General features: G+C 53.3%; 18 protein-coding genes and 1 other annotated feature. Of the genes, 7 read left to right on the plus strand and 11 right to left on the minus strand.

The genetic code is table 11. The features are described 5' to 3' along the window. Window positions 1-14 precede the first annotated feature (14 nt). From ABFB09_RS05035 to ileS, 3 genes are all read left to right on the plus strand, one after another. The gene (locus ABFB09_RS05035) at window positions 15-608 is read left to right on the plus strand and encodes an ATP-binding protein (protein WP_347000388.1); all 594 of its coding nucleotides are present in this window, start codon (window positions 15-17) and stop codon (window positions 606-608) included. A 9-nt stretch (window positions 609-617) separates the two neighbouring features. Then, a complete protein-coding gene (locus tag ABFB09_RS05040) occupies window positions 618-2,114 on the plus strand; it encodes a leucyl aminopeptidase (RefSeq protein ID WP_347000390.1) in 1,497 nt (498 codons plus the stop codon). A 114-nt stretch (window positions 2,115-2,228) separates the two neighbouring features. Then, window positions 2,229-2,480, plus strand: a binding site (T-box leader). A gap of 33 nt (window positions 2,481-2,513) precedes the next feature. Continuing rightward, window positions 2,514-5,552 carry an isoleucine--tRNA ligase gene (gene ileS / locus ABFB09_RS05045; RefSeq protein ID WP_347000392.1) on the plus strand — a complete coding sequence of 1,013 codons (3,039 nt, stop codon included), beginning with the start codon at window positions 2,514-2,516 and terminating at the stop codon, window positions 5,550-5,552. 54 nt (window positions 5,553-5,606) lie between these two features. On the opposite strand, the gene ABFB09_RS05050 is transcribed toward ileS, so the two are convergent. Both ABFB09_RS05050 and ABFB09_RS05055 read right to left on the minus strand, forming a co-directional pair. Next, window positions 5,607-6,305: a hypothetical protein gene (locus ABFB09_RS05050; protein WP_347000394.1), complete on the minus strand. Its 699-nt coding sequence runs from the start codon at window positions 6,303-6,305 to the stop codon at window positions 5,607-5,609. A gap of 47 nt (window positions 6,306-6,352) precedes the next feature. Continuing rightward, window positions 6,353-6,808 carry a ferritin family protein gene (locus tag ABFB09_RS05055; RefSeq protein WP_347000395.1) on the minus strand — a complete coding sequence of 152 codons (456 nt, stop codon included), beginning with the start codon at window positions 6,806-6,808 and terminating at the stop codon, window positions 6,353-6,355. 133 nt (window positions 6,809-6,941) lie between these two features. On the opposite strand from ABFB09_RS05055, the gene ABFB09_RS05060 reads away from it, so the two are divergent. Continuing rightward, the gene (locus ABFB09_RS05060; RefSeq protein ID WP_347000397.1) at window positions 6,942-7,796 is read left to right on the plus strand and encodes a universal stress protein; all 855 of its coding nucleotides are present in this window, start codon (window positions 6,942-6,944) and stop codon (window positions 7,794-7,796) included. A gap of 56 nt (window positions 7,797-7,852) precedes the next feature. Further along, window positions 7,853-8,503: a ribulose-phosphate 3-epimerase gene (locus ABFB09_RS05065; protein ID WP_347000399.1), complete on the plus strand. Its 651-nt coding sequence runs from the start codon at window positions 7,853-7,855 to the stop codon at window positions 8,501-8,503. A 38-nt stretch (window positions 8,504-8,541) separates the two neighbouring features. Here the strand turns inward: ABFB09_RS05065 and rpiB are convergent, their stop codons facing one another. The 8 genes from rpiB to malQ all read right to left on the minus strand — a co-directional run bounded on the left by rpiB (window position 8,542) and on the right by malQ (window position 20,058). Next, entirely contained in the window at window positions 8,542-9,006 is a 465-nt protein-coding gene (gene rpiB / locus ABFB09_RS05070; RefSeq protein ID WP_347000401.1) for a ribose 5-phosphate isomerase B, read from the minus strand. After that, window positions 8,999-11,011, minus strand: coding sequence for a transketolase (gene tkt, locus ABFB09_RS05075; RefSeq protein WP_347000402.1), 2,013 nt, complete (start codon window positions 11,009-11,011; stop codon window positions 8,999-9,001). Before tkt ends, rpiB begins: the two co-directional genes overlap by 8 nt. A 97-nt stretch (window positions 11,012-11,108) precedes the next feature. Further along, on the minus strand, window positions 11,109-11,759 hold the full coding sequence (locus ABFB09_RS05080) for a hypothetical protein (protein WP_347000404.1): 651 nt from the start codon (window positions 11,757-11,759) through the stop codon (window positions 11,109-11,111). Window positions 11,760-12,038: 279 nt separating this feature from the next. Then, a complete protein-coding gene (locus ABFB09_RS05085; protein WP_347000405.1) occupies window positions 12,039-13,079 on the minus strand; it encodes an HD domain-containing phosphohydrolase in 1,041 nt (346 codons plus the stop codon). Next, the gene (locus ABFB09_RS05090) at window positions 13,076-13,444 is read right to left on the minus strand and encodes a response regulator (protein WP_347000406.1); all 369 of its coding nucleotides are present in this window, start codon (window positions 13,442-13,444) and stop codon (window positions 13,076-13,078) included. The genes ABFB09_RS05085 and ABFB09_RS05090 overlap by 4 nt, the downstream gene beginning before the upstream one ends. 168 nt (window positions 13,445-13,612) lie before the next feature. Beyond that, on the minus strand, window positions 13,613-16,015 hold the full coding sequence (locus ABFB09_RS05095) for a DUF3536 domain-containing protein (RefSeq protein WP_347000407.1): 2,403 nt from the start codon (window positions 16,013-16,015) through the stop codon (window positions 13,613-13,615). A gap of 1 nt (window position 16,016) precedes the next feature. Next, window positions 16,017-17,945, minus strand: a complete 1,929-nt coding sequence (glgB, locus tag ABFB09_RS05100) for a 1,4-alpha-glucan branching protein GlgB (RefSeq protein ID WP_347000408.1) — start codon at window positions 17,943-17,945, stop codon at window positions 16,017-16,019. Then, complete coding sequence (malQ, locus tag ABFB09_RS05105; RefSeq protein WP_347000409.1) at window positions 17,926-20,058, minus strand: 4-alpha-glucanotransferase; 2,133 nt, start codon at window positions 20,056-20,058, stop codon at window positions 17,926-17,928. The genes glgB and malQ overlap by 20 nt, the downstream gene beginning before the upstream one ends. Before the next feature lie 246 nt (window positions 20,059-20,304). Between malQ and glgP the strand changes: the two genes are divergently transcribed. Beyond that, window positions 20,305-22,476: an alpha-glucan family phosphorylase gene (glgP, locus tag ABFB09_RS05110; protein ID WP_347000411.1), complete on the plus strand. Its 2,172-nt coding sequence runs from the start codon at window positions 20,305-20,307 to the stop codon at window positions 22,474-22,476. A gap of 83 nt (window positions 22,477-22,559) precedes the next feature. Here glgP and ABFB09_RS05115 read toward each other — a convergent pair whose 3' ends face one another. Beyond that, complete coding sequence (locus ABFB09_RS05115) at window positions 22,560-23,651, minus strand: glycosyltransferase family 2 protein (protein WP_347000413.1); 1,092 nt, start codon at window positions 23,649-23,651, stop codon at window positions 22,560-22,562. 107 nt (window positions 23,652-23,758) lie between these two features. Between ABFB09_RS05115 and ABFB09_RS05120 the strand changes: the two genes are divergently transcribed. Continuing rightward, the gene (locus ABFB09_RS05120; protein ID WP_347000414.1) at window positions 23,759-24,448 is read left to right on the plus strand and encodes a Crp/Fnr family transcriptional regulator; all 690 of its coding nucleotides are present in this window, start codon (window positions 23,759-23,761) and stop codon (window positions 24,446-24,448) included. Window positions 24,449-24,521: the final 73 nt, after the last annotated feature.

The following is a 24,521-nucleotide window of genomic DNA, read 5'->3' on the forward strand; positions in this document are numbered from 1 at the left end:
GTATAATTGCCAGTGTGAAATCTGAAGTCTTGCGCGCCCGGGACGTGGATACATTGAGGCGGGCTATCGCACCTAAACTGCCACGGAAGACCGACCGCCCCGCCGTGATTATCCTTGTCGGGTTGCCGGGCAGCGGTAAGAGTTACTTCGCCGCCAAATTGCTCGAACGCATACCGGCGGCCGTACTCGAAAGCGATTACCTCAGGAAGACCCTGGTTCGCCGCCCAGTTTACAGCCAATGGGAACATATCCGATTATTCAGAGCTATCCACGCACTGGTAAAAGAATTACTCACGGCTAAATACAACGTTGTCCTGGACGCCACCAATCTGACCGAGAATTACCGGCATCCGCTTGAAGCTATCGCTATAGACACAAAGGCAAAATCGATTATCGTTCATATAGACACTCCCCGTGATGTCGCTGAAAAACGGTTGGTGGAAAGATTAACCCAGCAAGGTGGATACTCCGATGCCGATTGGGCGGTTTACCAAAAGCTCGAGGAAACGTTTGAACCGATAAAACGCCCTCATTTCTATGTCAGAACCCCTATGGACATTTTGCCTGTAATTGATAAAATAGTGTCAGAGATAAAAATCCAGGGATAGAGGAGCAACATGGAAATAAAACAGATCACGGGCGACATCAACAAGACTGAGGCTGATGCCATAATCCTGGGTGTTTTTGAAGATGATGAAACTAACGACATCGAGAAGGACCTGGACAAGGCCCTGGGTGGAACGATCGCGGCTCTACGCAAATCAAAGGAGATCAAAGGCAAATCCAGTGAACTAACTGTTATTCATACACTTGGCAAAATCAAATCCGCCAAGGCGGCAGTCCTGGGATTGGGTAAGAAAAAAGACTTCGATGCGACAAAATTGCGCTCCGCGATGGCCGATGCCTGCCGTTGTTTACAGCGGAAGAATAATCTCAAACTGGCCCTGACGCTCCCTGATACGGGTTTAACGACTTACGAGGTCGCTCGGGTCGTCGCCGAAGCAGCCTATCTGGGCGGATATAGCTTCCGGAAACATCTGACAAAAGCAGCGGATTATGGCGACCTGAAATGCATGACCGTCATTTTTAAAGAAAAGATAGAAAAGAGCAGTTTCGAAATGGGCGCCAAGAGGGGGGAGATAGTCGCCCAGGCTACCATACTGGCCAGAGACCTGGCTAATGAACCTTCTAACCATATGACTCCAGAAGACCTGGCCGATGCCGCTCACCAGGTGGCTCGGGAATCCGGCCTCAAGATTGAGATACTCGAACGCCGGGACATGGAAAAGCTGGGTATGGGCGGGTTGCTGGGGGTTTCTCAAGCTTCGAAAGATATCAATCCGCCGAAATTGATCATGATGAGGTATAAAGGCCGGGAGGGCGAGGGCTGGGATCTGGCGCTCGTCGGCAAAGGTCTGACCTTCGACAGCGGCGGCGTTTCCATTAAGCCTTCCGAGAAGATGGAAGAAATGAAATTCGATATGAGCGGTGGCGCGGCGACCATCGCCGCGATGGGAGCAATCGGTAAACTGAAACTGGATATCAATGTGATCGCCGCCGTGCCGGCAACGGAAAATATGCCCGACGGCGCCGCTTTCAAACCGGGGGACGTACTGAAGATGTTTACCGGTAAGACGGTCGAAGTAATTTCCACCGACGCAGAAGGCCGACTTATTCTGGCGGATGCTTTAGGCTACATCAATAAGGAAAAACCAAAGGTGATCGTCGACATGGCGACACTGACCGGGGCCTGTGTCATCGCCCTGGGTAATATCACCACTGCTGCCATAACCAATAATCAACCTCTGATGGATAAAGTCATCAAAGCGGGCACTTCGGCAGGGGAAAGGATCTGGCAGTTGCCGGCCTATGATGAATACAGAGATCAGTACAAGAGCGACTATGCCGATATCAAAAACGTCGGTGGCCGCCCGGCCGGCACCATAACCGCGGGGCTTTTCCTTTCCGAATTTATCGGCGACACGCCATGGGTTCACCTGGATATCGCGGGCACCGCCTGGGGTGATAAGGATAAAGGACACCTGACCAAGGGCGGAAGCGGTGTGCCGGTGGCGACCCTGGTCAACCTCGCGGAGATGCTGGCGCAAGAGTAGCGTCATTTATGGCTGTTTGGCAGAGCCGTTCCCCAAAAAGGGCGGCTCTGTTTATTATACGTTGGTACGTTTACAGGCCTTGCTCTGTGCTCAACACCTATGTTATTCTTTTAGTTAACAGCAACGACGGAGAAGAGTAGGCAGGCGAAGGTCCCCAGCGAGTCCGGTACAGTGAGAGCGGACGGAAAACAGCCTTCTGAAAATCACTCCCGAGCTTCCGGATGAAATCTTCGGGATGAAGAGAGTAATCACCGACGGTTGCCGACCGTTATCGCGGCAGGGCATGTCAGTGCCTGAAAAAGAGCTTCTATCAAATCATGATAGAGGAAACAGGGTGGTACCGCGGGTCTTTATCCCGTCCCTAGTGGGGCGGGATTTATTATTTTAAAGAGGTTTTATATGTTTCAACCAGTCAACAGCCGTGTTAACTTCGGGGAACTCGAAGAAAAGACGTTGAAGCTTTGGTCGCAGAAGAACGTTTTCAAACGCAGCATTGAAAACCGCAAAGACGGCAAACGCTTTACCTTGTACGAAGGGCCGCCGACGGCTAACGGCAAACCGGGTATCCACCATGTTCTGTCGCGGGTCTTCAAGGATGTCATTCCTCGCTATAAAGTGATGAAGGGTTTTTACGCGCCCCGCATCGGCGGATGGGACACCCATGGCCTCCCGGTAGAACTTGAGGTAGAAAAGGAACTCGGTTTCAAGAGCAAGACCGATATCGAGAGATACGGCATCGCCGAGTTCAATCAAAAATGCCGCGAGTCCGTGTTCAAATATGTCCGGGACTGGAACGCCCTAACCGAACGCATCGGGTACTGGGTGGATCTGGATAACGCCTACATCACCATGAATAACAGCTATATCGAAAGCGGCTGGTGGGTGGTCAAACAACTCTGGGACAAGGGATTAATCTACCAGGGTCATAAAGTCACCCCGCACTGCCCGCGTTGCGGAACTTCACTTTCATCGCATGAAGTGGCATTAGGTTATGAGGAACATACCGAAGACCCCTCGGTCTATGTGAAATTTCAGATTCTGCCGGAATCCTTTACCGGGCCCCTGAAGGCTTTTATGGACAAGCCGTTGTCCTTACTCGCCTGGACGACCACGCCGTGGACATTGCCCGCCAATACGGCCCTTGCGGTCTGTGACAGCGCCGAATACGCGGTCCTGGACCTGGGAGACGAATACCTGGTCCTTGCCGCGGCCTTGCTGGAGGCGAACGCCTTACATACTGCTCATGAAGCCGGCAGAGTTGCCGGCAGCCGCCTGGTGGGTTTGAAATACCGGCCGCTGTTCGATCCGTTCGCGAACAGCATGGCAGTGAGTCGCCTCGACAAAGGCGAACTCGTTGCCGTCGAAGCGACCGAGCTCACTTACCCGGTCATCGCCGCCGATTATGTCTCCATGGATGACGGTACCGGTATCGTTCACACGGCGCCGGCCTATGGCGAGGTGGACTATGAATCCGGAAAGAAGCACGGGCTGTATTTTATTCACCATGTCGATCTCCAGGGGAAGATAACCGGCACCTATCCCGGCGCGGGAAAGTTTGTCAAAACTGCCGATCCCCTCATCACCCAGGACTTAAAACAACGTAATATGCTTTTCAAAAGTGAAAAGATACATCACACATACCCGTTTTGCTGGCGTTGCAGTACGCCGCTGCTGTATTTTGCCAAACAGAGCTGGTATATCCGCACCACCGCCTGCCGAGATGCATTGATCGAAGGCAACGAACGTATCAACTGGTACCCGGAACATATAAAAAAAGGCCGTTTCGGCGACTGGTTGCAAAATAATGTCGATTGGGCGTTCTCACGCGAGCGTTACTGGGGAACGCCGGTGCCGGTATGGCGATGCCAGAGATGCCAGACAACCGAATGTATCGGAGGGTTAACCGAACTCCAGGCAAAGACGGGGTTTTCCGGGCTTAACGAACCACTCGACCTGCATCGGCCTTATGTCGATGACATGACGTATGAATGCCCGCAGTGCCACGGAGAGATGAAGCGCGTCAGTGATGTTATAGACTGCTGGTTCGATTCCGGCGCTATGCCGGTTGCCCAGCACCACTATCCATTTGAGCCGGACAGCCTGGATATCTTCAAGGATGGGCGTTTCCCCGCGGACTATATTTGCGAGGCGGTGGATCAGACGAGAGGCTGGTTCTATAGCTTGCACGCTCTTTCGACACTCCTCTTTGACCGGCCGAGCTACGATAATGTCATCTGCCTGGGGCATATTCTCGATGAAAAAGGCGAGAAGATGAGCAAGTCCAAGGGCAATGTGGTGTTGCCCGAAACTGTCATCGGGAAATATGGGGCTGACGCGGTACGCTGGTACTTGTTCACCGCTTCACCAGCGGGCAACGCCAGACGCTTCTCGGAGAAACTGGTGAGCGAGGTAACACGCTCCTTCATGTCCACTCTGTGGAACACTTATTCCTTTTTCATTCTCTACGCTAATATCGACAACTATCAGCCAAAAACTGAAACCTGCGAGGTGGCCTCGGAACTCGACCGCTGGATTTTGTCCGAGTTGAATCAACTCGTCGAGGAGGTCACCACCGATCTGGACGCATATGATCCGGTGGCCGCGGCGCGCGCCATAGAGGCTTTTGTGGATTACCTGTCCAACTGGTATGTCAGGCGATCGCGGAGGCGTTTCTGGAAATCCGAGAGCGACGCGGATAAACTGTCGGCTTATAACGCTCTTTATGAATGCCTGGTTACGATGTCTAAATTACTGGCTCCGTTCATGCCTTTCCTGGCCGAGGAGATATACCAGAACCTGGTCGTATCGATCAATGCCCAGGCGCCGGATAGTGTACATCTTTCTGATTTCCCGTTGGCTGACATTACCCGTATCGATGCCGACCTATCGACGGCAATGCGGTTGGCGATGAAGGTGTCCAGCATCGGCCGGGCCGCCCGGGCACAGGCGAGTATCAAGGTCCGTCAGCCCCTGGCGAGGGCGATTGTTGCCGGACTTAACGCCGGGGAACAAGCCAGGCTCGAAATAATCGCCGATTCAGTGATCGAAGAACTAAACGTCAAACGGCTCAACTTCGTCGCCGATGCTGAGGCGTTGCCGGATGATTCGGCCCAAGTGACCGAAGGCGCTTTGACCGTAGCCGTTGATAAAAATATCACTCCTGAACTGGCCGACGAAGGCCTGGTCAGGGAGATAACTCACCGTATACAGGGTTTGCGCAGAAACGCCAACTACGAGATCGCCGACAATATCGTCACCTACTTCGACGGCGATGAACAGGCCGAAAGAGTCATGGGCGAGTGGTCGGACTACATCAAGCGAGAAACTTTATCGCGGGAACTGGTAAAAGGCGTCCCCGTTGATGAAACAGTGACGGCTGAAATCTTCAAGCTTGAAGGTCATCCGATCAATCTCGGGGTAAGCAAGGCGAACCCTTGATGCCGAAGGCAATCCTGGCGTAAAGCGATCCGGTTGTGAGCTTCACTTCCCGGCCTAGTGAGCGGGAGGTGAAGCTTCTTCGCTTGCGCTTTCGGTCTCTTCCGGTGCTGTCTCAACCGGTTCCTCTTCCTCCGGCCGGCCGGTAGGATGGGTCATATCGCGAAGGTAACGGTGTATCTCGTTAAGAGACGGCGGAAAAACACTGAAGACTTCGATTTCTTTGGGGAACTGGATCGGGTGACCTTCCCGAATAAAAAGGACGCCGGCCTGGTCCGGTTGGAGCGTTTCGGCGATCCTGTTGATGATGAAATCGTAGCGGCGTTTCATGACGTCCATCAGACTTTCGGTGGCTATCCTGGCCACTTTGGGAGAAGTGAATCCAAGCATAGAGAAGCGCTCCCAATCAAGGCTCTCAGCCATCAATTCACGGTCCTCGATATATGTTAAAGAAGCGCCGGACTGCAGTCTGTCCTGGGTGATATCAAAACTGGGTGTGTTGAATTGTTCCAGGCTTTTCAGAGCGGCCTCACCGGTAGCATCGATGCCCTCGTGATAAACATGGTTCACCGCACCGATTCGCTCTTCCAGATGTCGAAGCTGGCCTTTGATTTCTTGCCAGTAACGTTCAAATAAGACATTATATTCTTTGGGCGCTTCAGGCCAGCGGTATAAGAGGGGTACGACATATAATTTGCGTTTGCCTGTGAATGTTGCCGCTTCCGGTCGTTCCACTTTTCCCAGTTCTTCAGCCATTTCGTCTCCTATTAAATGAGTTAATAATTCGTTGATGATGCCTCAGGCTAGTCATCGATATGAACGATGTTATCATAGAGAAGTTCGAGCCGTAGCTTGTGTCCCATTTCCTGGTGCGCCAGAAACCGGCAGAGCGATTTGGCGGTCTCTGTGCTGAACACTCCCATCAGGTCCGAATAAAAAGAGACGGACTCGGCCTCGCGTTTTATAGCGAAAAGCACGGTATCGGTCAGGTCGGCGCCGGCAAGTTCGTCAGGGGCTTTCAAATGGGCGGAGACCAGGAGATCCGCCAGGCGTGATTTGGTTTCGAGTGAATCTATGAAGGCTTCCAGTGGCAGGTTCTTTAGCGAATCAAGGTGCTTTTCCTCGGTGCCGGCCAGTTCCCGTAAGAGAGTGGCCGCAGCCGGATCATCGGTCATACCGGCAGATTTACGATATAAAGCAGCGGAAGCAACCTCTTTGAACATGGCTGCTTCCAGCAACTCGGCAATTTCGTCGTTCATGAGGCTCCTTGATAAGATTGTTGATAGACTCCTTAACCATTCTAAAGAGCACTCCGGTGACTGTCAATTAAGTCTTGGTCGTTGAATCCAATTCAGGTATAATCTGGGATAGTATAAAGTTGAAGGTCTGATAATGGAATACCGAAAAATCCTGGTCCCGCTGGATGGTTCAGAATCGGCAGAGCAGGCTTTGCCGCTAGCGAAGGCGCTGGCAGGCAAAAATACCAATATTGTTCTTTTCAGCGTATGTCCTGAAGATGAACTAAGGCTTTGCCGGTTGAACAGCGCATATCTCGATGTCCAGGCTAAAGCATTAACTGCTGAGGGCCTGCAATCCGTTATCTGTCATACCGAACCCGGTGATCTCGCCGACCGAATTAAAAACTATACGGCGAGGGAAGGTGTGGAACTGGTAATCGTCTGCCGGCAGGGCTACTCCGACCTATCCCGGGAAGAAAAGGTACTTCAGAATCTAGTTACCGATAATAGTTCTCTGCTACTGGTCAAACCAGATGCTGCAAAACCCAGGCTGTCCAGGATACTCCTGCCATTGGACGGGTCAATAATTTCGGAAGGTGCGGTGCCCCATGTTATTAAGCTAGCCAAAGCGGCCGGATTGGAAGTATTGCTCTTATCGGTTAACGGTTTCCCTGAGATACCCTCGGATCGCCCGCCTGCTGCCAAGCCCAGTTGGGAAGAATACGCTTTGGTGTTGATGAAAGAGGTAAGGGAACAAGCTTCAGGCTACCTCGATCGGCAAGCTCAAGATTTCCGGCAGGCCGGATTGAAGGTAAAGACCCAGGTGGTATTTGGAAGCGTCGCCGAAAGCATCCTCAAGGTATCGGAAGAAGAACACGTAGATGTGATCGCCATGGCCACTCACCGGCGTTCCGGACTGGACCGCTGGGTTTACGGCAGCGTTGCCGCTACAGTGAGTGCGGCCACTGAGTTACCGATGCTTTTGGTCCGCGGTAGCGAAAACCGTTAACCGATCAGCGCTCGGGTTTTCCGATTTCCGATTATTTAATATTCAAGGATGAGATATTGAGAAAAGTACGCGTGGTACCGGCAATCCTGACCGATGACGTCACGGCGTTGAAAAAGATGGCCGATCAGATCAGGGAAGCGGTCACCTGGGCGCAGGTGGATATCATGGACGGGGGATTCGTGCCGTCGAAGAGCATCGGGTGGCAGGCGGCCAAGGCGGCTGAGCTGCCGTTCGCCTGGGAAGTTCATCTGATGGTGAAGGATCCTGAAACCTGGTTCAGCGACTTCAAGTTCGCAGGCGCTAGCCGTGTCATCTTCCATTTTGAGGCTGCGCCCGAACCCCGATGCGTCATCGAGTCCGCCAGAAAGCTGGGGCTGGACGTCGGGATGGCGATTAACCCCGAAACCTCAGTAGCGACGGTTGCAGAGTTTCTGCCTCTGCTCGACAACGTTCTCTTGATGTCGGTGAATCCCGGTTTCTATGGCGCGAAATTCATACCGGAAGTATTGCAAAAGATCAGCCAAATCCGCGCACTGTTGCCAAACATATCGATCAGTATTGATGGTGGTATAAAAGAGGCGAATCTGCTGGAAGTAGTCTCCAGCGGAGTGGACGATATCTGTGTGGGCAGCGCCGTTTTCTGTACACCGGACCCGGCGGAAAGCTACCGTAGGTTACAGTCCATGGTCGATGCAGCAACCTGTTAGTCACTCGATTCAGGCCAGCGATTAAAAGCGGTTAACCTTTATCGGTTGAGAAGTGCCCTGCGTTCGATTTCATTCAACATATCCAGGCGGCGGCGGTAACGGGGTTCTTCTCTGAAAGAAGCGTTGAGAAACGCTTTACAGAGTTCCTGGGCGAGAGATAGCCCCAAAACCCGTGCTCCCAGGCACAGGACGTTCATGTCATCGTGTTCCACCGCCTGATGGGCGGAATAGGTGTCATGACAAACCGAGGCGCGTATCCCGGGCACTTTGTTGGCGGCCATACAGGCGCCAGCGCCCGAACCGCAGATCAGTATGCCTCTCTTGACCTTGCCCCCGTTCACTTCCCGGGCAACGCGCTCGGCGTAATCCGGGTAGTCATCGTCCTGTAGAAATTCATGAGCTCCGAGATCGATGATCTTGATGCCTTCTTTTTGCAACAGAGGCACCAGCGCCTGTTTTAGAGCGAAACCGCCGTGATCAGAGGCCACAGCGATGCTATTCACTTTCGGCCGCCAGTTTCTCCGCTGTATCGACGATGTGTTCTACGGTGAAGCCGAATTTTTCGAACAGCACATCACCGGGGGCGGAAGCCCCGTAGTGGTCGATGCCGATCTTGATGCCCCTGTCACCGGCGTACCTCTCCCAACCCAATGTGCGGCCAGCTTCAACAGTGATACGTTTCCAGATCTGACGCGGCAGCACCTGCTGGCGATATTCTTCCGGCTGAGCGTCGAAGACCTCCCATGAAGGTAACGACACGACACGGGCGGAGATTCCTTTTACCTTGAGTGCCTGCGCAGCTTCAAGGACGAGGTGAACCTCCGAACCGGTGGCGATGATGATTACGGCCGGTTTGAGGTCCGCTTGCCAAAGAATGTAACCGCCGCGGTGAGTGAGAGCGGCGGGAGCCAGTTCTGTCCGGTTGAAAACCGGTAGTTTCTGACGGGTGAGGACCAGTACGGTCGGGCCGCCGGTACGCCCGATAGCCATTTCCCAGGCCATGGCGGTCTCGGTGGCATCGGCGGGGCGTAAAGTTACCAGGTGTGGGACTGAGCGTAAACCCAGCAGTTGTTCCACCGGTTGGTGTGTCGGACCGTCCTCGCCCAAGCCGATGGAATCATGAGTGTAAACATAGTTGACGTTGAGTCCCATGATGGCCGCCAGGCGGACCGAGGGGCGCATATAGTCATAAAAGGCAAGGAAGGTAGCGGCGTAAGGGATGATGCCGCCGTGCAGCGCCAGACCGTTGCAGATGGCACCCATGGCATGTTCCCGGACGCCAAATTGCAGATTGCGGCCGGCATGGTTTTCCGGGCTGAAGATACTATCGAATTCCAGAAAGGTCTTGGTGGACGGAGTCAGATCACCCGATCCGCCGATTATGTTCTCAACCTTTTTACCGATCAGATTAAGAACCTTACCCGATGCTTCACGCGTGGCCAGCGGCTTGTCTCCCGCTTTGAAAAAGGTTTCCAGCCCATCGTTCCAGCTTGCAGGCAGGTTGCCTTCGAGGAAAGATCGGAACTGGGCGGCCTGGGCAGGGAAGTTCGCGGCGTAGGCGTCGAAATGTGCCTGCCATTCTTCCTGGCGCACTTTCCCGGCTGCCAATGCAGACATATTCTCCTTTACCTCGGAGGGAATAAAGAACGGTTCCGCGTAGGACCAGCCGAGCCGTTCCTTTGCCGCGGCCAGTTCCGCTTCTCCGAGAGCTTCGCCATGGGCTGAACCGGTGCCTGCCTTGTTGGGCGCACCGTAACCGATGACGGTGCGGCAAACGATCAGTTTGGGTTTGCCGGTTTCCCGGTGAGCTTCCTCCATGGCGGACTTGACTGCGTCTATGTCCATGCCGGCGATGGGGCCGATGACATGCCAGCCGTAAGCGCGGAAACGCGCTGCCACGTCTTCATTGAAATAGTTGGCGGTATCGCCCTCGATGGTGACCTGGTTGTCATCGTAGAGGTAGATCAGCTTGCCCAACTTCAGGGTACCGGCCAGCGATGCCGCTTCGCTGGTCACGCCTTCCATTAAATCACCATCGGAGACGATGGCGTAGGTGCAATGATCGACGATCTCATAGCCCGGTCTGTTAAAGCGCGCCGCCAGCCATTTCTCGGCGATGGCCATCCCGACGCCGTTACCGAAGCCCTGTCCTAACGGACCGGTGGTGGCCTCCACCCCCGGGGTCAAACCGTGTTCGGGATGCCCTGGAGTTTTAGAATCCCATTGCCGAAATTGCTTGATCTCATCCATCGGCAAATCATAACCGGTCAGATGCAGCATGGAATACAGCAGCGCGGAGGCGTGACCGGCTGAGAGAACGAACCGGTCCCGATCGAACCAGGCAGGGTCAGAGGGATTGTGCTTCAAATAGCGTTGCCACAGGACATAGGCCATGACAGCGGCGCCCATGGGTGCGCCAGGGTGTCCGGAAACCGCTTTTTGCACCATATCGGCGGAGAGAAAACGGATGGTGTTGATGGAAAGCTGGTCCAGCGAGTTACTGTTCATTTTTAACCTTTCGCATGCGTTTCAAAATTTATTCTCCGTCGCCCAATTATAACGCCGGAAGATTCAACGACCAAGGGAATATCGACCAAAAAAAGATTCAGTCAGGGCTTGGAGTGCTGTCGGGGTTATGGGTTTCCATGAGCCGTACGTACTGCTGCAACAGCGTTTCCCGGTAGAGGTCTTCAAGTTTGGTGAGAAGTTTCTCCGGGTCCGAGTCATAGCTCATGATGGCGCCGGTGTTTTTATCGATCATACGTATGATGTCAGAGAGAGGTTCCGATATGCCGCCGGTGCCCAGGAGGATGCCTATGATCTTGCCCTCGCCGAAAGCGATGGCAAATTCTCCCAGCGTACCCGATCGGCCGCCGGCAAAAATAACGACATCACAGGAGCGGATATTCTCGATCTCCCGCCCCATAAGACCGCTGCCGGTATAGATAATGGAACGATAGCCCCGGGTGGGTGAATTGTACTTGACGACATGCTCTTCCAGGTTCAGAGCAGGAGAAACACCGACCACGATACCACCCTTTTCAAAAGAACCCAGCACTGTTTCATGCGGGATACCGGGTGAAGCACCGGTGATAAGAACGTACCCTCGGCGGGCGATACAATGACCAAGCTCGCGCATCTTTCCTTTGGTTTCTTCGGTGATGATACCACCCGCCGCTCCCATGATGCCGACTGTCATGACAGGGAAGGGATATTTATGGGTATCGAGTGTCGCGGCGCAATCCGAGGTTTCCATGGCGCTCCTACAATATATCAACGATATTGTACAAAAATTCAGTTGCTATAAGCTAATGCCGGTTTGAGCGACCGTTGGCAATTGAAAATTTGCAATGATTTCAGATTCGCTCATCCGCTTTTTGGTCAAGAATTGAACACTAATGGAATTTTTTCACACCAGGGAAATCAGTATGATAGTCAAAGGTTGAGGGAAACATTATGCCCAAATCAGCCGGCAAAACATCTCACCGCTTCGAAAAACAAGCCGGAACCTATGATTGTGACGTGGGAGATGCGGTCAGGTACCGATGTGCATTGCCTGCACGATTACGTTGTGCGCCTTGAAAAAGGCATCAGCTACCGCCAGGTCGAATTGCAGGCCGCTGCAACGGAGGATCTCATCCATGGCATAAGAGACACTCTTTGCAGTGCGATAAGGCCGTTCTGAAGTCATGGCATCGAATGTATCAGCCAGCATCAGTACGCGGGCGCCGAGGGGGATGCCCTCTCCGGCTAAGCCATCCGGATAACCAGCGCCGTCCCAACGCTCGTGGTGGTTACGAACCATGGCCAGGATCTCGGTATCTTCGACTACCGGCGCCAGTATCTTTTCGCCGATGGCGGAATGACGTTCGATCTCTTCACGTTCGGCCTGACTCAGAATACCTGGTTTGTGAAGGATGCTACCGTCGATGCCGATCTTGCCGATGTCATGGACCAAACCGGCCAGACGGATCTGTTCAATAAGCGTCTGCGGTAAGCCCATCTCTATGCCGATGCCAACGGCCATCTCGGAAACACGTTGTGAATGACCGGCTGTGTAGCCGTCCTTGGCGTCCAATGCATATGCGAGGGAGGTGATGGAATTGAAGAAGGAAAACCTGATCTTCTCCGCCTGGATTTCCACCTTGGCTTCCAGGCTCTGCCGGTATTCCCGGTTTTCCAGTTGAAGACGGCGTTTTTCCAGAGCCCGCCAGACCGAAAATACCACTTCATCCAATTTGAAAGGTTTGGTCAGGTAATCGTAAGCCCCCTGTTTCATGCATTCAATAGCGATAGCCGTCTCTGTAACGGCGGTAGCCATGATGACGGCGGTGTCAGGGTAGCGGGATTTGATCTCGGAGAGGAGTTCCATTCCGCTTTTGCCCGGCATTTTCATATCGGAAACAACGAGGGCGATATCGGGATTCTGCTGGAGCATGGCCAACGCCTCATCGGCCGAGGCGGCTTCGATACACTCATACCCTTCGTTAGCCAGTTTCTGATGCAACAACCGGCGCACGATCTGTTCGTCATCGACGACCATGATAGTTTCGTTGCGTTTAATTCGATTCATCATGCTGATGATGCCATCACTTCATTAATAATTTTTAGTAATTCCGAAGGGGAAAACGGCTTGGGAAGATAGGGGCGATTCGCTTCAGTAAGAAAGATTTCGGTGCGGTTGGAGATGACATCCCCGGTTGTGAACACAACGCCGGGAACCATCTCGGGACGCTGACCCTTGATCCAGTTGAATAGCTCCTCACCGCTCATCCGGGGCGTCCGGATGTCAATGAGGCAGAGGTCGAAAGACGATGTTTGGAGGCATTCCTGAGCAGCGCGACCGTCAGGGCACAGTGTAACGTTGAATCCCTGACGATCAAGCGTACGGTGACATACCTGACTGATTACAGGTTCATCCTCAACCACCAGAACGCGCACGTTCTTTCCAGGAGTGGGAGTCACGACCGATTTATCTCTTGATAATTATGGATCAACATTATTTTGTATAAAGGTTAACATATACATGACATAAGAGCAATATAATTGGCATGGTACGATAGTCATGGGTAGCGTGTTTCCTGAGACGCTAGACATGGTGTTACCGGATTATTCGATCCTGATGAGTAACAACCGGGCCAATCGGCGGAAGGATTCCGCCCATACGGCGTGTTCAGGTTGAGTCACTTTTCCCGGATAAAACTCTCGAAGCATGGTATAGAAGATGTTCTGGACCCGCCACAAGTTCGGGGAGAGTCCGGAATTCAGGAAGAGCACCAATAGATTGGAGGCGGTGTCTAATTCCCCAGAATCCGGTGGCTGATTTTCATCTCGCTGAAGTATCGCTTCCAGCCTTCCCGAAAGATGATAGACAATTTGATCAGCGTCCATGGTGACGCTCCACAATTTTACTTCCTCCAGGAGGTTCTCGATGGCTCTGAGATCTGGCTGTTCGGACGACAGTGACCGCGCGAGATCGGTATTGAGAACGAAGGCGGCGGCGGCGATAAACTGGGGCGGAGCGCTCTGCCCCAGTCTGACCATGAAGCGCATGGTGGCATGGTGACGGTGATAGATGTCACGATGAGCCTGCTCGGCTTCCACCAGTGCCGGTGCCATGATGTGGTGAAGAACCTTGCGTTGTTCATCTACGAAAAGATTCACCAGGCTATAAACAGCGCCGGGAAAACGGCTTTCCAGAAATTTAAGGCAATCGGCGCAGTCGGCACGGTCGGATAGCTTCCTAACTTCATCAACCAGACTCTGGTATGCGGTATCATTATCAACAACAGCCAGACCCGCGTTAAGATTGTGGTCGCCCCAGTAGATGGCGGCAAATATATAACGTGTCATTTCCCCGAGAATCGCGGAAGTGACAGTAACGTCTCCAGCTGACATACGCAACCTGCCGGCACCAAAGTGTCGTATGTCATTGGAGATCACATTGAAGGTGTAAATGCTGGTTTCGGTGCCGTATTCCTCGAAAAACGAACTCAAAGCGAAGTGTGCGACAACCCTGGCCGGGTCGGTGACCAAAGGTCGCACCTGACGCTCAAATACGTCTCTCCCGGTACCAATTGAGGGGACGTTGCTCCGAGCCTTTTCCAGGATGTTTAAAAAGGTTTCCTCTGGAGTTTTGATATGTAAATCCCCCGCCAGTTGCAGCGCCCGACCGGCCTGTTTGAGCACCAATATCGATTCCAAGTTGCCAATATCGTCGAAAAACCAGCCGCAGCTGGTGTATGCGGCCATCATAAATCGCTGAATCTCCAGGTGTTTTAATGCCCGCGATTTTTCCGCATCCGACAAAGTCCGGGATGCCCAATGGCTGAGAAAGGTCTCGATATTGGCAGAGGTACGATCAGCAATGACACTGTGATAGTCGTTCCTGGCCGCCCAGGGATCAGTCAGCAGAGTCTTAGCTTCACTTTCGAACACCGGTGCAAGGCTGTCCCTGAGGTGATCCATTGCCTCTCGCAGGGGAACCCGCCAATCCTGGTTCCAGCCTGGATGCGAACCGGTCGAACAGCAGCAACCGCTACGCCAGCGCTCGATACCGTGGGCACAACTCCAGGCAGTGTTTTCAATGATCTCGACATCCGTGGCAGGAGGGTGCAGTTCCAGATATTCGCCGATATTTGTAATGCGAATACCAACTTCTTCCAACTTGTTGAAGGCGTAGGCTAGAGCCATTTCCCCGAAACGGTGATGGTGCCCGTAAGTTTCACCATCAGTGGCGATAGTGACCAACTGCGGTTGTTCGTGGTGGGTGAACGCGCTTGAGATTCGTTCGACCAGGGTGTCCCCACTCTTGAGCAAGTCGCTGAAGGCAATGTCGTGGGAGAGAGCTTGGTGATAGAAAATGATAGAGATGTGGTTCCCGGACGGTAGCGGACAACGATATGCCTGAGTGGTATCGATGCCGGCTTCTGGTTTATGCCACTGGCCACCGGGTGCCTTTATCCGTCCGGCCTGCTGCGGTGCCAAAATAACGTACTTGATGCCTCGATCCGACATTATATCCAGGGTTTCTGGATCCACCGCCGTTTCCGGCAGCCACATGCCCTCCGGGTCCCGGCCGAAGCGGCGGTGGAAATCGCCGATGCCCCAAACTACCTGAGTTTCTTTGTCACGTCGGTTAGCCAATGGCATGATGATGTGGTTATACCCCTGGGCTATCGCCGGACCATGACCTCGGAATGCCGCCACATTATCCGCGTCAGACTGGATAATAGCAGCGTGAACCTCTGGCTGGCTGGATTCGAGCCAGTTGAGCAGTGTCGGGCCGAAGTTGAAACTAAGGTGCCCGAAATTGTTGATGATGCTGGTTATCTCATTGTTGCCGTTAAGTATCCGGGCAGCCATATTGGCGGCGTAACACTCATCGGTGATGCGCTCGTTCCAGTCGTGATACGGAGCCGCCGTTTTTTCAATTTCCACAGCTTCAAGCCATGGGTTTTCCCTCGGTGGCTGGTAAAAATGGCCGTGGATGCAAAGAAACCGTTCACCCATATCAGCTTCCCTTCACTAGTGTCAGAATTATTCCACCGAGGGGCGGCAGATCGAGACTGATCGAATATGGCCGTCCGTTCACCACTGCGTTTTCTGACTGAATGATACCCTTGCAAATCAAACTGCCGGAACCACCGTAAATCGGGTCATCGCTGGAAAACGCAACCCGCCAGCTTCCCGTTTCTGGTATGCCGATGCGGTAACCAGATCTCAGTACCGGAGTAAGATTAAGCACAACCAGCACTATGGCGCCGGGAGCCCTTCCCCTCCGCAAGTAGGCGAGGACACTGGCGGCGGCATCGTCGGCGGCCAGCCATTCAAAACCGCCGATTTCGGCATCCAGTTCGTGCAGGGCAGGACTTGAAAAATAGAGACGGTTCAAATCGCTCACCAGATCCAGTATCTGCCGGTGACGGTCGTACTTAAGAAGTTGCCAATCGAGGGTTTCGTCATGCCGCCACTCATGCCACTGGCCGAACTCCCCACCCATGAAAAGCAGCTTCTTTCCAGGTTGCGTGAACATATAAGTGTACAGTAATCGCAGGTTAGCGAATTTATGCCATTCGTCACCGGGCATTTTCCCAAGGAGCGAGGCTTTACCGTATACCACCTCATCATGCGACAGCGGCAGAACGTAATTTTCGGAGAAGGCGTAGATCATGCGAAACGTCAGAACGTTATGATGGTAACGTCGGTGTATCGGGTCGAGTTGGAAATACCTGAGTGTATCATGCATCCAGCCCATGTCCCACTTGTAACCGAAGCCCAACCCGCCCGTATGGACGGGATGGGACACCATCGGCCAGGCGGTCGATTCCTCGGCTATCGTTTGGACATCCGGAAAGCGGCGATAGATCTCAGTATTGAGTCGTTTGAGGAGGTCAATGGCCTCAAGGTTCTCCCTTCCCCCGTTTTTGTTGGGAGACCATTGGCCGGCCTTACGCGAGTAATCCAGGTATAACATGGAAGCTACACCATCGACCCGCAAGCCGTCGGCATGATACTTATCCAGCCAATAAAGGGCGCTGGAAATAAGAAAACTTCTGACCTCATTGCATCCATAGTTAAATATCCAGCTTTGCCAATCAGGATGGAATCCTCGCTTGGGGTCGGCGTGTTCATAGAGGTGGGTACCATCAAAATACGCCAGACCGTGTTCATCTCCGGGAAAGTGTGCCGGAACCCAATCCATGATGACGCCGATCCCGGCCTGGTGGAGATGGTCGATAAGGAACATCAAATCCTGCGGTTTGCCGTAGCGGGCGGTAGGAGCAAAATAACCGGTTACCTGGTAGCCCCAGGAACCAAAAAAGGGATGCTCCATTACCGGCAGAAGCTCCACGTGGCTGAATCCGGCTTCCTTGACATAATCAGCCAGTAAAAACGCCATTTCCCGGTAGGTAAGATAACGCCCGTCATTGCCGCGCCTCCAGGAACCGAGGTGTACCTCGTACACACTTATCGGCGAGCCGACGTGGTTTTTCCGCCAGCGTCCTGCCATCCATTCGCCGTCGGACCAGACATAGTCGATATGGGAAGTAAGGGAGGCGGTATGCGGTGCAGTTTCGGCGGCAAAAGCCAGGGGATCAGCCTTGTCCACCGTATAATGGTCGCGACGCGACACGATGTGGTATTTATAGAGGCTGCCAGAGCTTATGCCGGGCAGGAAACCCTCCCAAATTCCGGAACTGCCTTTGGGTCGAAGCGGATGACTCGTGGTATTCCATTCATTGAAATCTCCAACGACGGTAAGCTCAGCGGCATTGGGGGCCCAGACGGCAAAATAATAACCTTTTACTCCCTTGCGTTTCGTGGCGTGGGAGCCCAGTTTGTTGTAGAGGGTGTAATGTGAACCTTCGTTGAACAGGTAGAGATCGTCGTCGCTCAGCAGGCTGACGTCATAATACACTTTAGTCTTTGGGCGAGACATTCGATACCTTTTTCCTGATTTGATCGATTTTCTTGAGAAAATGTTGTATTTCAGGAGTTGTCTCCAACTCCTCCAACGATAACTTTATCTTTCGGCGCCAGTTGGCGTGTTCCTGATAGGTACCGGGGATATTCTGCGCCCGGCGTTCACCAGTAAGGTCGGCAAGATTCACTAACATTACCTCAGACGTGCTTTCCGCTAATATTTCTGCAATCACGCGGAGAACCTCTTCTGCGGTGGGGTTTATCTCTTCGAAACGGCCTTCAGTGACCAGGCATCTTAAAAGTGATGTTTTCCCAGCTTGGCGCTGCTCTTTTTCAGCGACAGCCTGTTCCGGCATGAGTACACCGACTGCCTGTCGTTCGGTGATATCCTCCTCGTCCCAAAATGCGGCAAAGGGATGCATGTCATGTGTATTTAGAGTTGCCACAGAGTCAGCCGGAGCGGCTTCCGGGCAGCCGCCGTCCCCAGTGACCATCTCGTACTGAGCGACATAGCTGCGGTAGATATGGCGGCGGCGCATCGCCCTCCTCACTTCCCTGGGCACAAGACCCAGGTCCTCGCCGACTATCACAGCCCGCTGGCGATGCGCCTCCAAACAGAGAATAGCATACAGTTCCTTCGCCTCATAACGGACATAGATGCCTTCGGTGGCTTTCAGTCCCGGCGGGATCCAGAACAATCTGTGCAATCCCATAATATGATCGAGCCGCAGTATACCCGCAAAACGAAGATGGTGTCGTAAAACCTCGATGGTATATTTGTAACCGCTTTCACGCTGTCGCTGTGGATGAAGCGGGGGGAAACCCCAGTTCTGGCCGCCCGAAAACGCCGGGTCCGGCGGCGCGCCGACACTAGCCCCAAGGGCAAAAACAGACTGTTCCCGCCAGACATCATAACCATCAGGGTGGGTGCCCAGCGACAAATCAAGGTAAAAAGCCTGACCTCGTTCACGCGCGCGTGCCGTGGTATCCGCCATCTGTTCGTGAGCGATAAACTGAGTGTAGAGATAGTAGCGTAGCAGTTCGGGGCAGCAGTCGGAGTCCACGATATATCCATTACGCAGCTTTTCCGGCCAGTCCCGCCACGGTGCCTTACGCTCTTCTGAAACGGCGCGAAAACGGCAATAGCGCTCAAGGTCGGGCTTGCTAACCAGGTAGTCGGTAAATGATTTCCAGCGTTCGGACGGTTGTCGTTGGAAAAATGCTTCGGCCAGCAATTCCAGGATGCCCCGTTTCAGATGGGACGCCCGGGCATAGTCCACCATTTCCAGCGCGCGCAGAGCTTCAAGTTCATCTTTAAATTCCGTAGAGCGTAATCGTGCCGCAGCTTCCGGACAATCGGCCAGTTCAGGGATCGTCTCTACGTTGATATACAACTCGTTCCAATACAAGCGGCTAACCGGAGAGTATGGGCTGGGGTTGAAATGCTCTTTGAGGAATACCGGTAAGAGTGGCAGGGTTGCGATCACACTGCCGCCAAGAGAAGCGTTGAACTCCGCCAGTTTTTCCAGATCGCCGACATCGCCAGCGCCCCAGCTTGTCCCGGAATGCAGGGCGTAAAGCGGACAAAACAAGCCCCAGCGCTTGGGTCCCCCAGCCGGCGTGAATACATGCGGCGGAGCTGAGATGATTAGAGTGGAGGCGCTGTCACCAGCGATGGAAAGATCAAGTCGGTGGTAACCCCAGGGCAACGGTTCCTTAAGCGGAAGCCTGAGATTTAGAATAACACCATCATCCTTTGAGTTTATTGCGGCAAAGCGCGCGATATCTTTCCATTCCAATCGGCGCGTCTCTCCGGATTCAAGCCTTAGTTCAGCTTTGATATCTTCTAGCGGCACCCTGGATAATGAAAGCGATATTCCGGCTCGCCGTCCGTTCCAGGCGATAATAACCGGTTCCACTATTCTTTTCAGGCGTTCATTTTTCAATCGTTCCAGTGCTTTGATTGCATCAGACGTATCCTTTAACTCAATGCCCATCGCCCGAATTGTCGATATCACGATTTCCGAGGTGGCGCGATGGGTACGACCGTTCATATCCCTGTACGCTGTTTGAATACCGCAGGCTTTTGCCAGCGCCGCCAGGGCAATGCGGTCTTTCCTCGCCGCCATCAACCGGTAACCGGCCTGACGTTGATAGCGAGCAGAGCCACGAGTATTCCCCTCAATGGCGGGGCGATCATGTCCGGCCGGTGGGCGATATTAAATGGCAATTCTCAGACGACCTTTTCCGACACATAGACGTCGATGATCATATCTTTAAAATCATTATACTTAGATTAACTTGACTTGCCAAAGTCAGCGGATATAATGAAAGGATTAATACAGGCAACATCGCCTTCCGAAAGGCTTAACCTATTGAATGTAAATGATCTTTTATCCCGATTACCTGAGCGTATAAAGCGCCTGGCCGAACTCTCGGCGAATCTGTGGTGGAGCTGGCATCTGCCAGCCAGGGAAATGTTCGATACCATTGATCGCCGTCTTTGGCGCTCAACAGGTCATAATCCGGTCAGGATGCTGTACGAACTGAACAGCGACCGGTTGGAGCGTCTGGCTACGAATCAGGATTTCCTGGCGGTCTATGATACGGTCATGGCCGCTTACGACACGGAATTGACCGATGGTCGGCACTGGCTGTCACGAACGTATCCGGAAGCGATGACTTCTCCGGTCGCTTACTTTTCGATGGAGTTTGCTGTTCACAATTCGTTGCCGATGTATGCCGGAGGGTTGGGTGTTTTGGCGGGGGATATCTGCAAAGAATCATCTGATCTTGGTATTCCTTTCGTCGGCATCGGGTTCATGTACCCGGAAGGATATTTTCATCAAAGAATCAGCTCCGACGGTTGGCAGGTGGAGCATTACCGACAATTGGATTTCGAACGGGCGCCTATTTCCCGGGTGACCACACCTGATGGTGACCGGTTTCTTTTAAATCTGCCACTAGGTGAAAAAACGGTATTTCTCACAGCTTGGCGGGTGCTGGTCGGTCGCAGCATACTGATTCTCTTGGATACCAACGTACCTGAAAACACCCCGGAAGATCAGGGTCTCTCAGCAAGGCTCTATAGTGCCGGCAGGGAGATCCGCCTGCAGCAGGAATACCTTCTGGGTGTCGGGGGCGTCAGGGTGCTGCGGGCGCTGGGAATAGAACCCGCCGTTTGGCATTGTAACGAGGGGCATACTTCTTTTCTGCTTCTGGAAAGGGTGAGGGAATTCATGGCTGCCGGGGATGAGATGGTGGTTGCAGTGACCAAGGTAAAGGCGACGTCCGTATTTACTACCCACACCCCCGTTCCGGCGGGACATGACACCTTCGACCGGGCGCTCATGGAACGGTATTTTTGTTGCTTCTGGCAGAGCCTCAAAGTAGCGCCGGAGACATTTCTATCGTTAGGTCAGGCGGGACCGGATGAACCGTTTAACATGACGGTGCTTGGACTTAAGCTGTCGGATAAGACTAACGGTGTAAGCGAACTTCATGGAGAGGTCAGCCGCCGCATGTGGCGCCGCCTCTATCCGGACAAAGCTGAAGCTGATATCCCTATTGACTACGTAACTAACGGCGTTCATATACCCACCTGGGTGGGGCCGGAACTGGCTCGCCTCTACGAACGCCATATCGGTCCGGACTGGTATAACCGGCAGGACGAGAAGGAACTCTGGCGATCTGTAGGCAATATCCCAGATGAGGAGTTGTGGCGTGTTCATCACGGCCGCAAACAGCGCCTCATCCATTATATACGTGAACGGGTAAGGCGGGAGTGGAATGGCGGGGAAGAGTCAGGGCAACGGCTGGTAGCCCTTGGAGGAATGCTCGACCCGGAGGTGTTGACCATCGGTTTCGTGCGACGTTTTGTCGAATATAAACGGCCAACGTTGCTATTCCGTGACATCGAGCGCCTCAAGAACCTAATCCGGAACTGGCAGCGGCCGGTCCAGTTCATTTTTGCCGGCAAATCCCATCCGGCGGATTTCATGGCAAAGGAGTTGATCCATAGGGTTTATAATCAGGCTACCGACAAGGAATTCGAGGGTAGATTGTGCTTTGTGGAGGACTATGACCTGCATATGGCGCACTATCTGGTGCAGGGCGTGGATGTCTGGCTGAACAACCCCAGGCGATTACTCGAAGCCTCCGGTACCTCCGGCATGAAGGCGGCGGTTAATGGAGTTCCTAATCTTTCCGTGAGGGATGGCTGGTGGCATGAGGGTTTCAACGGCCGCAATGGTTGGGCTATCGGCGATATCAACAAGGCCGACAATGTCGCCGACGAGGACGCATTGGATGCCGGGGCTCTTTACTATGTTCTTGAGGAAATGATATTGCCGATGTACTATGACCGGGATCTGGGCGATATCCCCAGGAAATGGCTTCAGGTGGTCAAGCAGTCGATTGGTTCCGTATTACCCCAGTTCACCGCCAGCAGGATGATGAAAGAGTACGCCGAGAAGATGTATCTGCCCATCGTCAAAAAAGCAGGATCTCCGGATCTGGGCGGCATTAATACGACCGCATATCGTTAGTTGGTTGGCGTATTTCAATCATATCCGGCGCCAGTAACGGTTTCAAGAGATCTGAAACGACCGTGACTCGTTATGGTTCGGGACTACTCGCGCCAGGTCCACCAGTTGTTGACCAGGAAATTCCAGCCAAAAGCCGCCACGATACCGATGGCCGCGGAAACAATATAGAACAGGCCTAACGTCTCGGTCAATAGGGCCAGGGTGCCAAGGTAGATGCCAAGGCCACCCAGACTAATGACGTTGAAACGCCATAAACGCCCGAAGAAACCGCCGACGGAGCGGTGGCGATCACGAAATGTGAAGTGATCGTTGAGGATAAAGTTCCAGATAACCGCGGCTTCGAAGGCTAGGGCGCCTGAAACCAATAATTCCACTAAAGGAGCTTCATTGTCGGTCAATAATGCCAGAAGTGATAGATTGACCACCGCTCCAGTGGCGCCCACTGACATAAATTTGATGATCCGTGCTGCTTCTCCGCAACGCCACATCAGGCTCAGAAGATGGCGGATATAGTCTGTCTGGGTGATCATCGACAACTTGGTCTTGCCGGCGCGGCGGTTCTCGAAACGATACGGGACCTCGGCCACTTTCTGGGCTTTGGAAAGACACAGGATTTCCAACAGGATCTTGTAACCCACCGGACTGAGGGTCACACCCGAAAGAATCTCCCGGTCGAATAAGAAACACCCGCTCATCGGGTCTTTTACCTTTCGGGTGGAAGGCAAAACAAGATGAGCCAGCCAACCGGCGCCCGCGGAAATGAAACGCCGGAGCGCCGACCAATTACCCACGCTACCGCCCTTGACATAACGGCTGGCAATGACCAGGTCGGCGCCTCCATTGGCGGCATCCAGCAGTTGCGAAAGAATCTCCGGCGGATGCTGCAGGTCGGCGTCCATCACAGCCAGGAAGTCTCCTTTTGCCAACTGGAAACCATCGACAACAGCCGATGCCAGGCCGCGTTTGTCCTTGCGAACGACAACACTAATGGGGTAGGTTGCAGCCAGATCGCGGACTCTGTCCGAAGTGCCGTCAGGACTGTTGTCATCGACAATAAGCACATCGTAAGAATTTCCGACAAGATTTTGGTGGATGCGCTCGATCAGCGGTTGGATGTTGACCGATTCGTTGTAGGTGGGTATGACGATTGTGAGGTGTTGATTTGTATTCTTCATCGAGGGCTAATGCTAACTTAGCCGGGCGGCGGCGTCAAGCCGTAGTGGGTTACAGCGACACAAGTCAGCCTTGCCCTTGGGGGTTCTTGCTTCTATAATGCAAAGATATGACGGACATCAATGCCACGGTTACGTTACCAGTGCTGGATAAGCGCGTGTTATTGCTCCAGAGTCGGTATTTCGCCGACCTATCCACCGAATATCTAGAGCGAATTGAAGAATTGATGGTGGAAGAGTGCTTTGAACGGGATGATATGATATTCAATGAGGGTGATGGCAACCGCTACCTCTATCTTGTAGCCAGCGGGGCCGCTAAAATATTCGGCACTTCCGCTGACGGGAAAGAACAGATACTGGAACTGTCCCGTCCCGGGGACAGTTTTAATGACGTTGCGGCCTTCGATGGCGGGGCGAACCCGGTCGGGGCCCAGGCGTTGACTCCCTTGGTTGTGTATCGCCTGAGCGGACAAGTATTGCTTGACCGTTCCTGTGACTACGGACCGCTGGCGGCCAATATCGTGCGCGGTTTGGCTAAGCGGGTTAGGGAACTCGGGGACCTGGTCGCCGATTTGTCGTTCCGCCCGGTCGTGGGGCGTCTGGCCAAAATCCTCCTTGAGCAATTGCCCCATGCTGGCTCCGCTAAACTGACACAAAAAGACATGGCAGCCATGGCTGGGACGGCGAGGGAAGTAGTCGCTAGGGCGCTTAAAAGTCTGGAAGAAGAAGGCATCATCCGCACAGAGCGTCAGCGTATTGTCATTTTGGACCGGACTGCCCTGGAAAAGCTGACCATTTGAAAATGATGACATTAGTTACATACTCGCAGCACTTATCAGGGGTATTATTAATTATATGACTCAAATTACCGTT

It is taken from the genome of Dehalogenimonas sp. THU2 (assembly GCF_039749495.1).
Lineage (GTDB): Bacteria > Chloroflexota > Dehalococcoidia > Dehalococcoidales > Dehalococcoidaceae > Dehalogenimonas.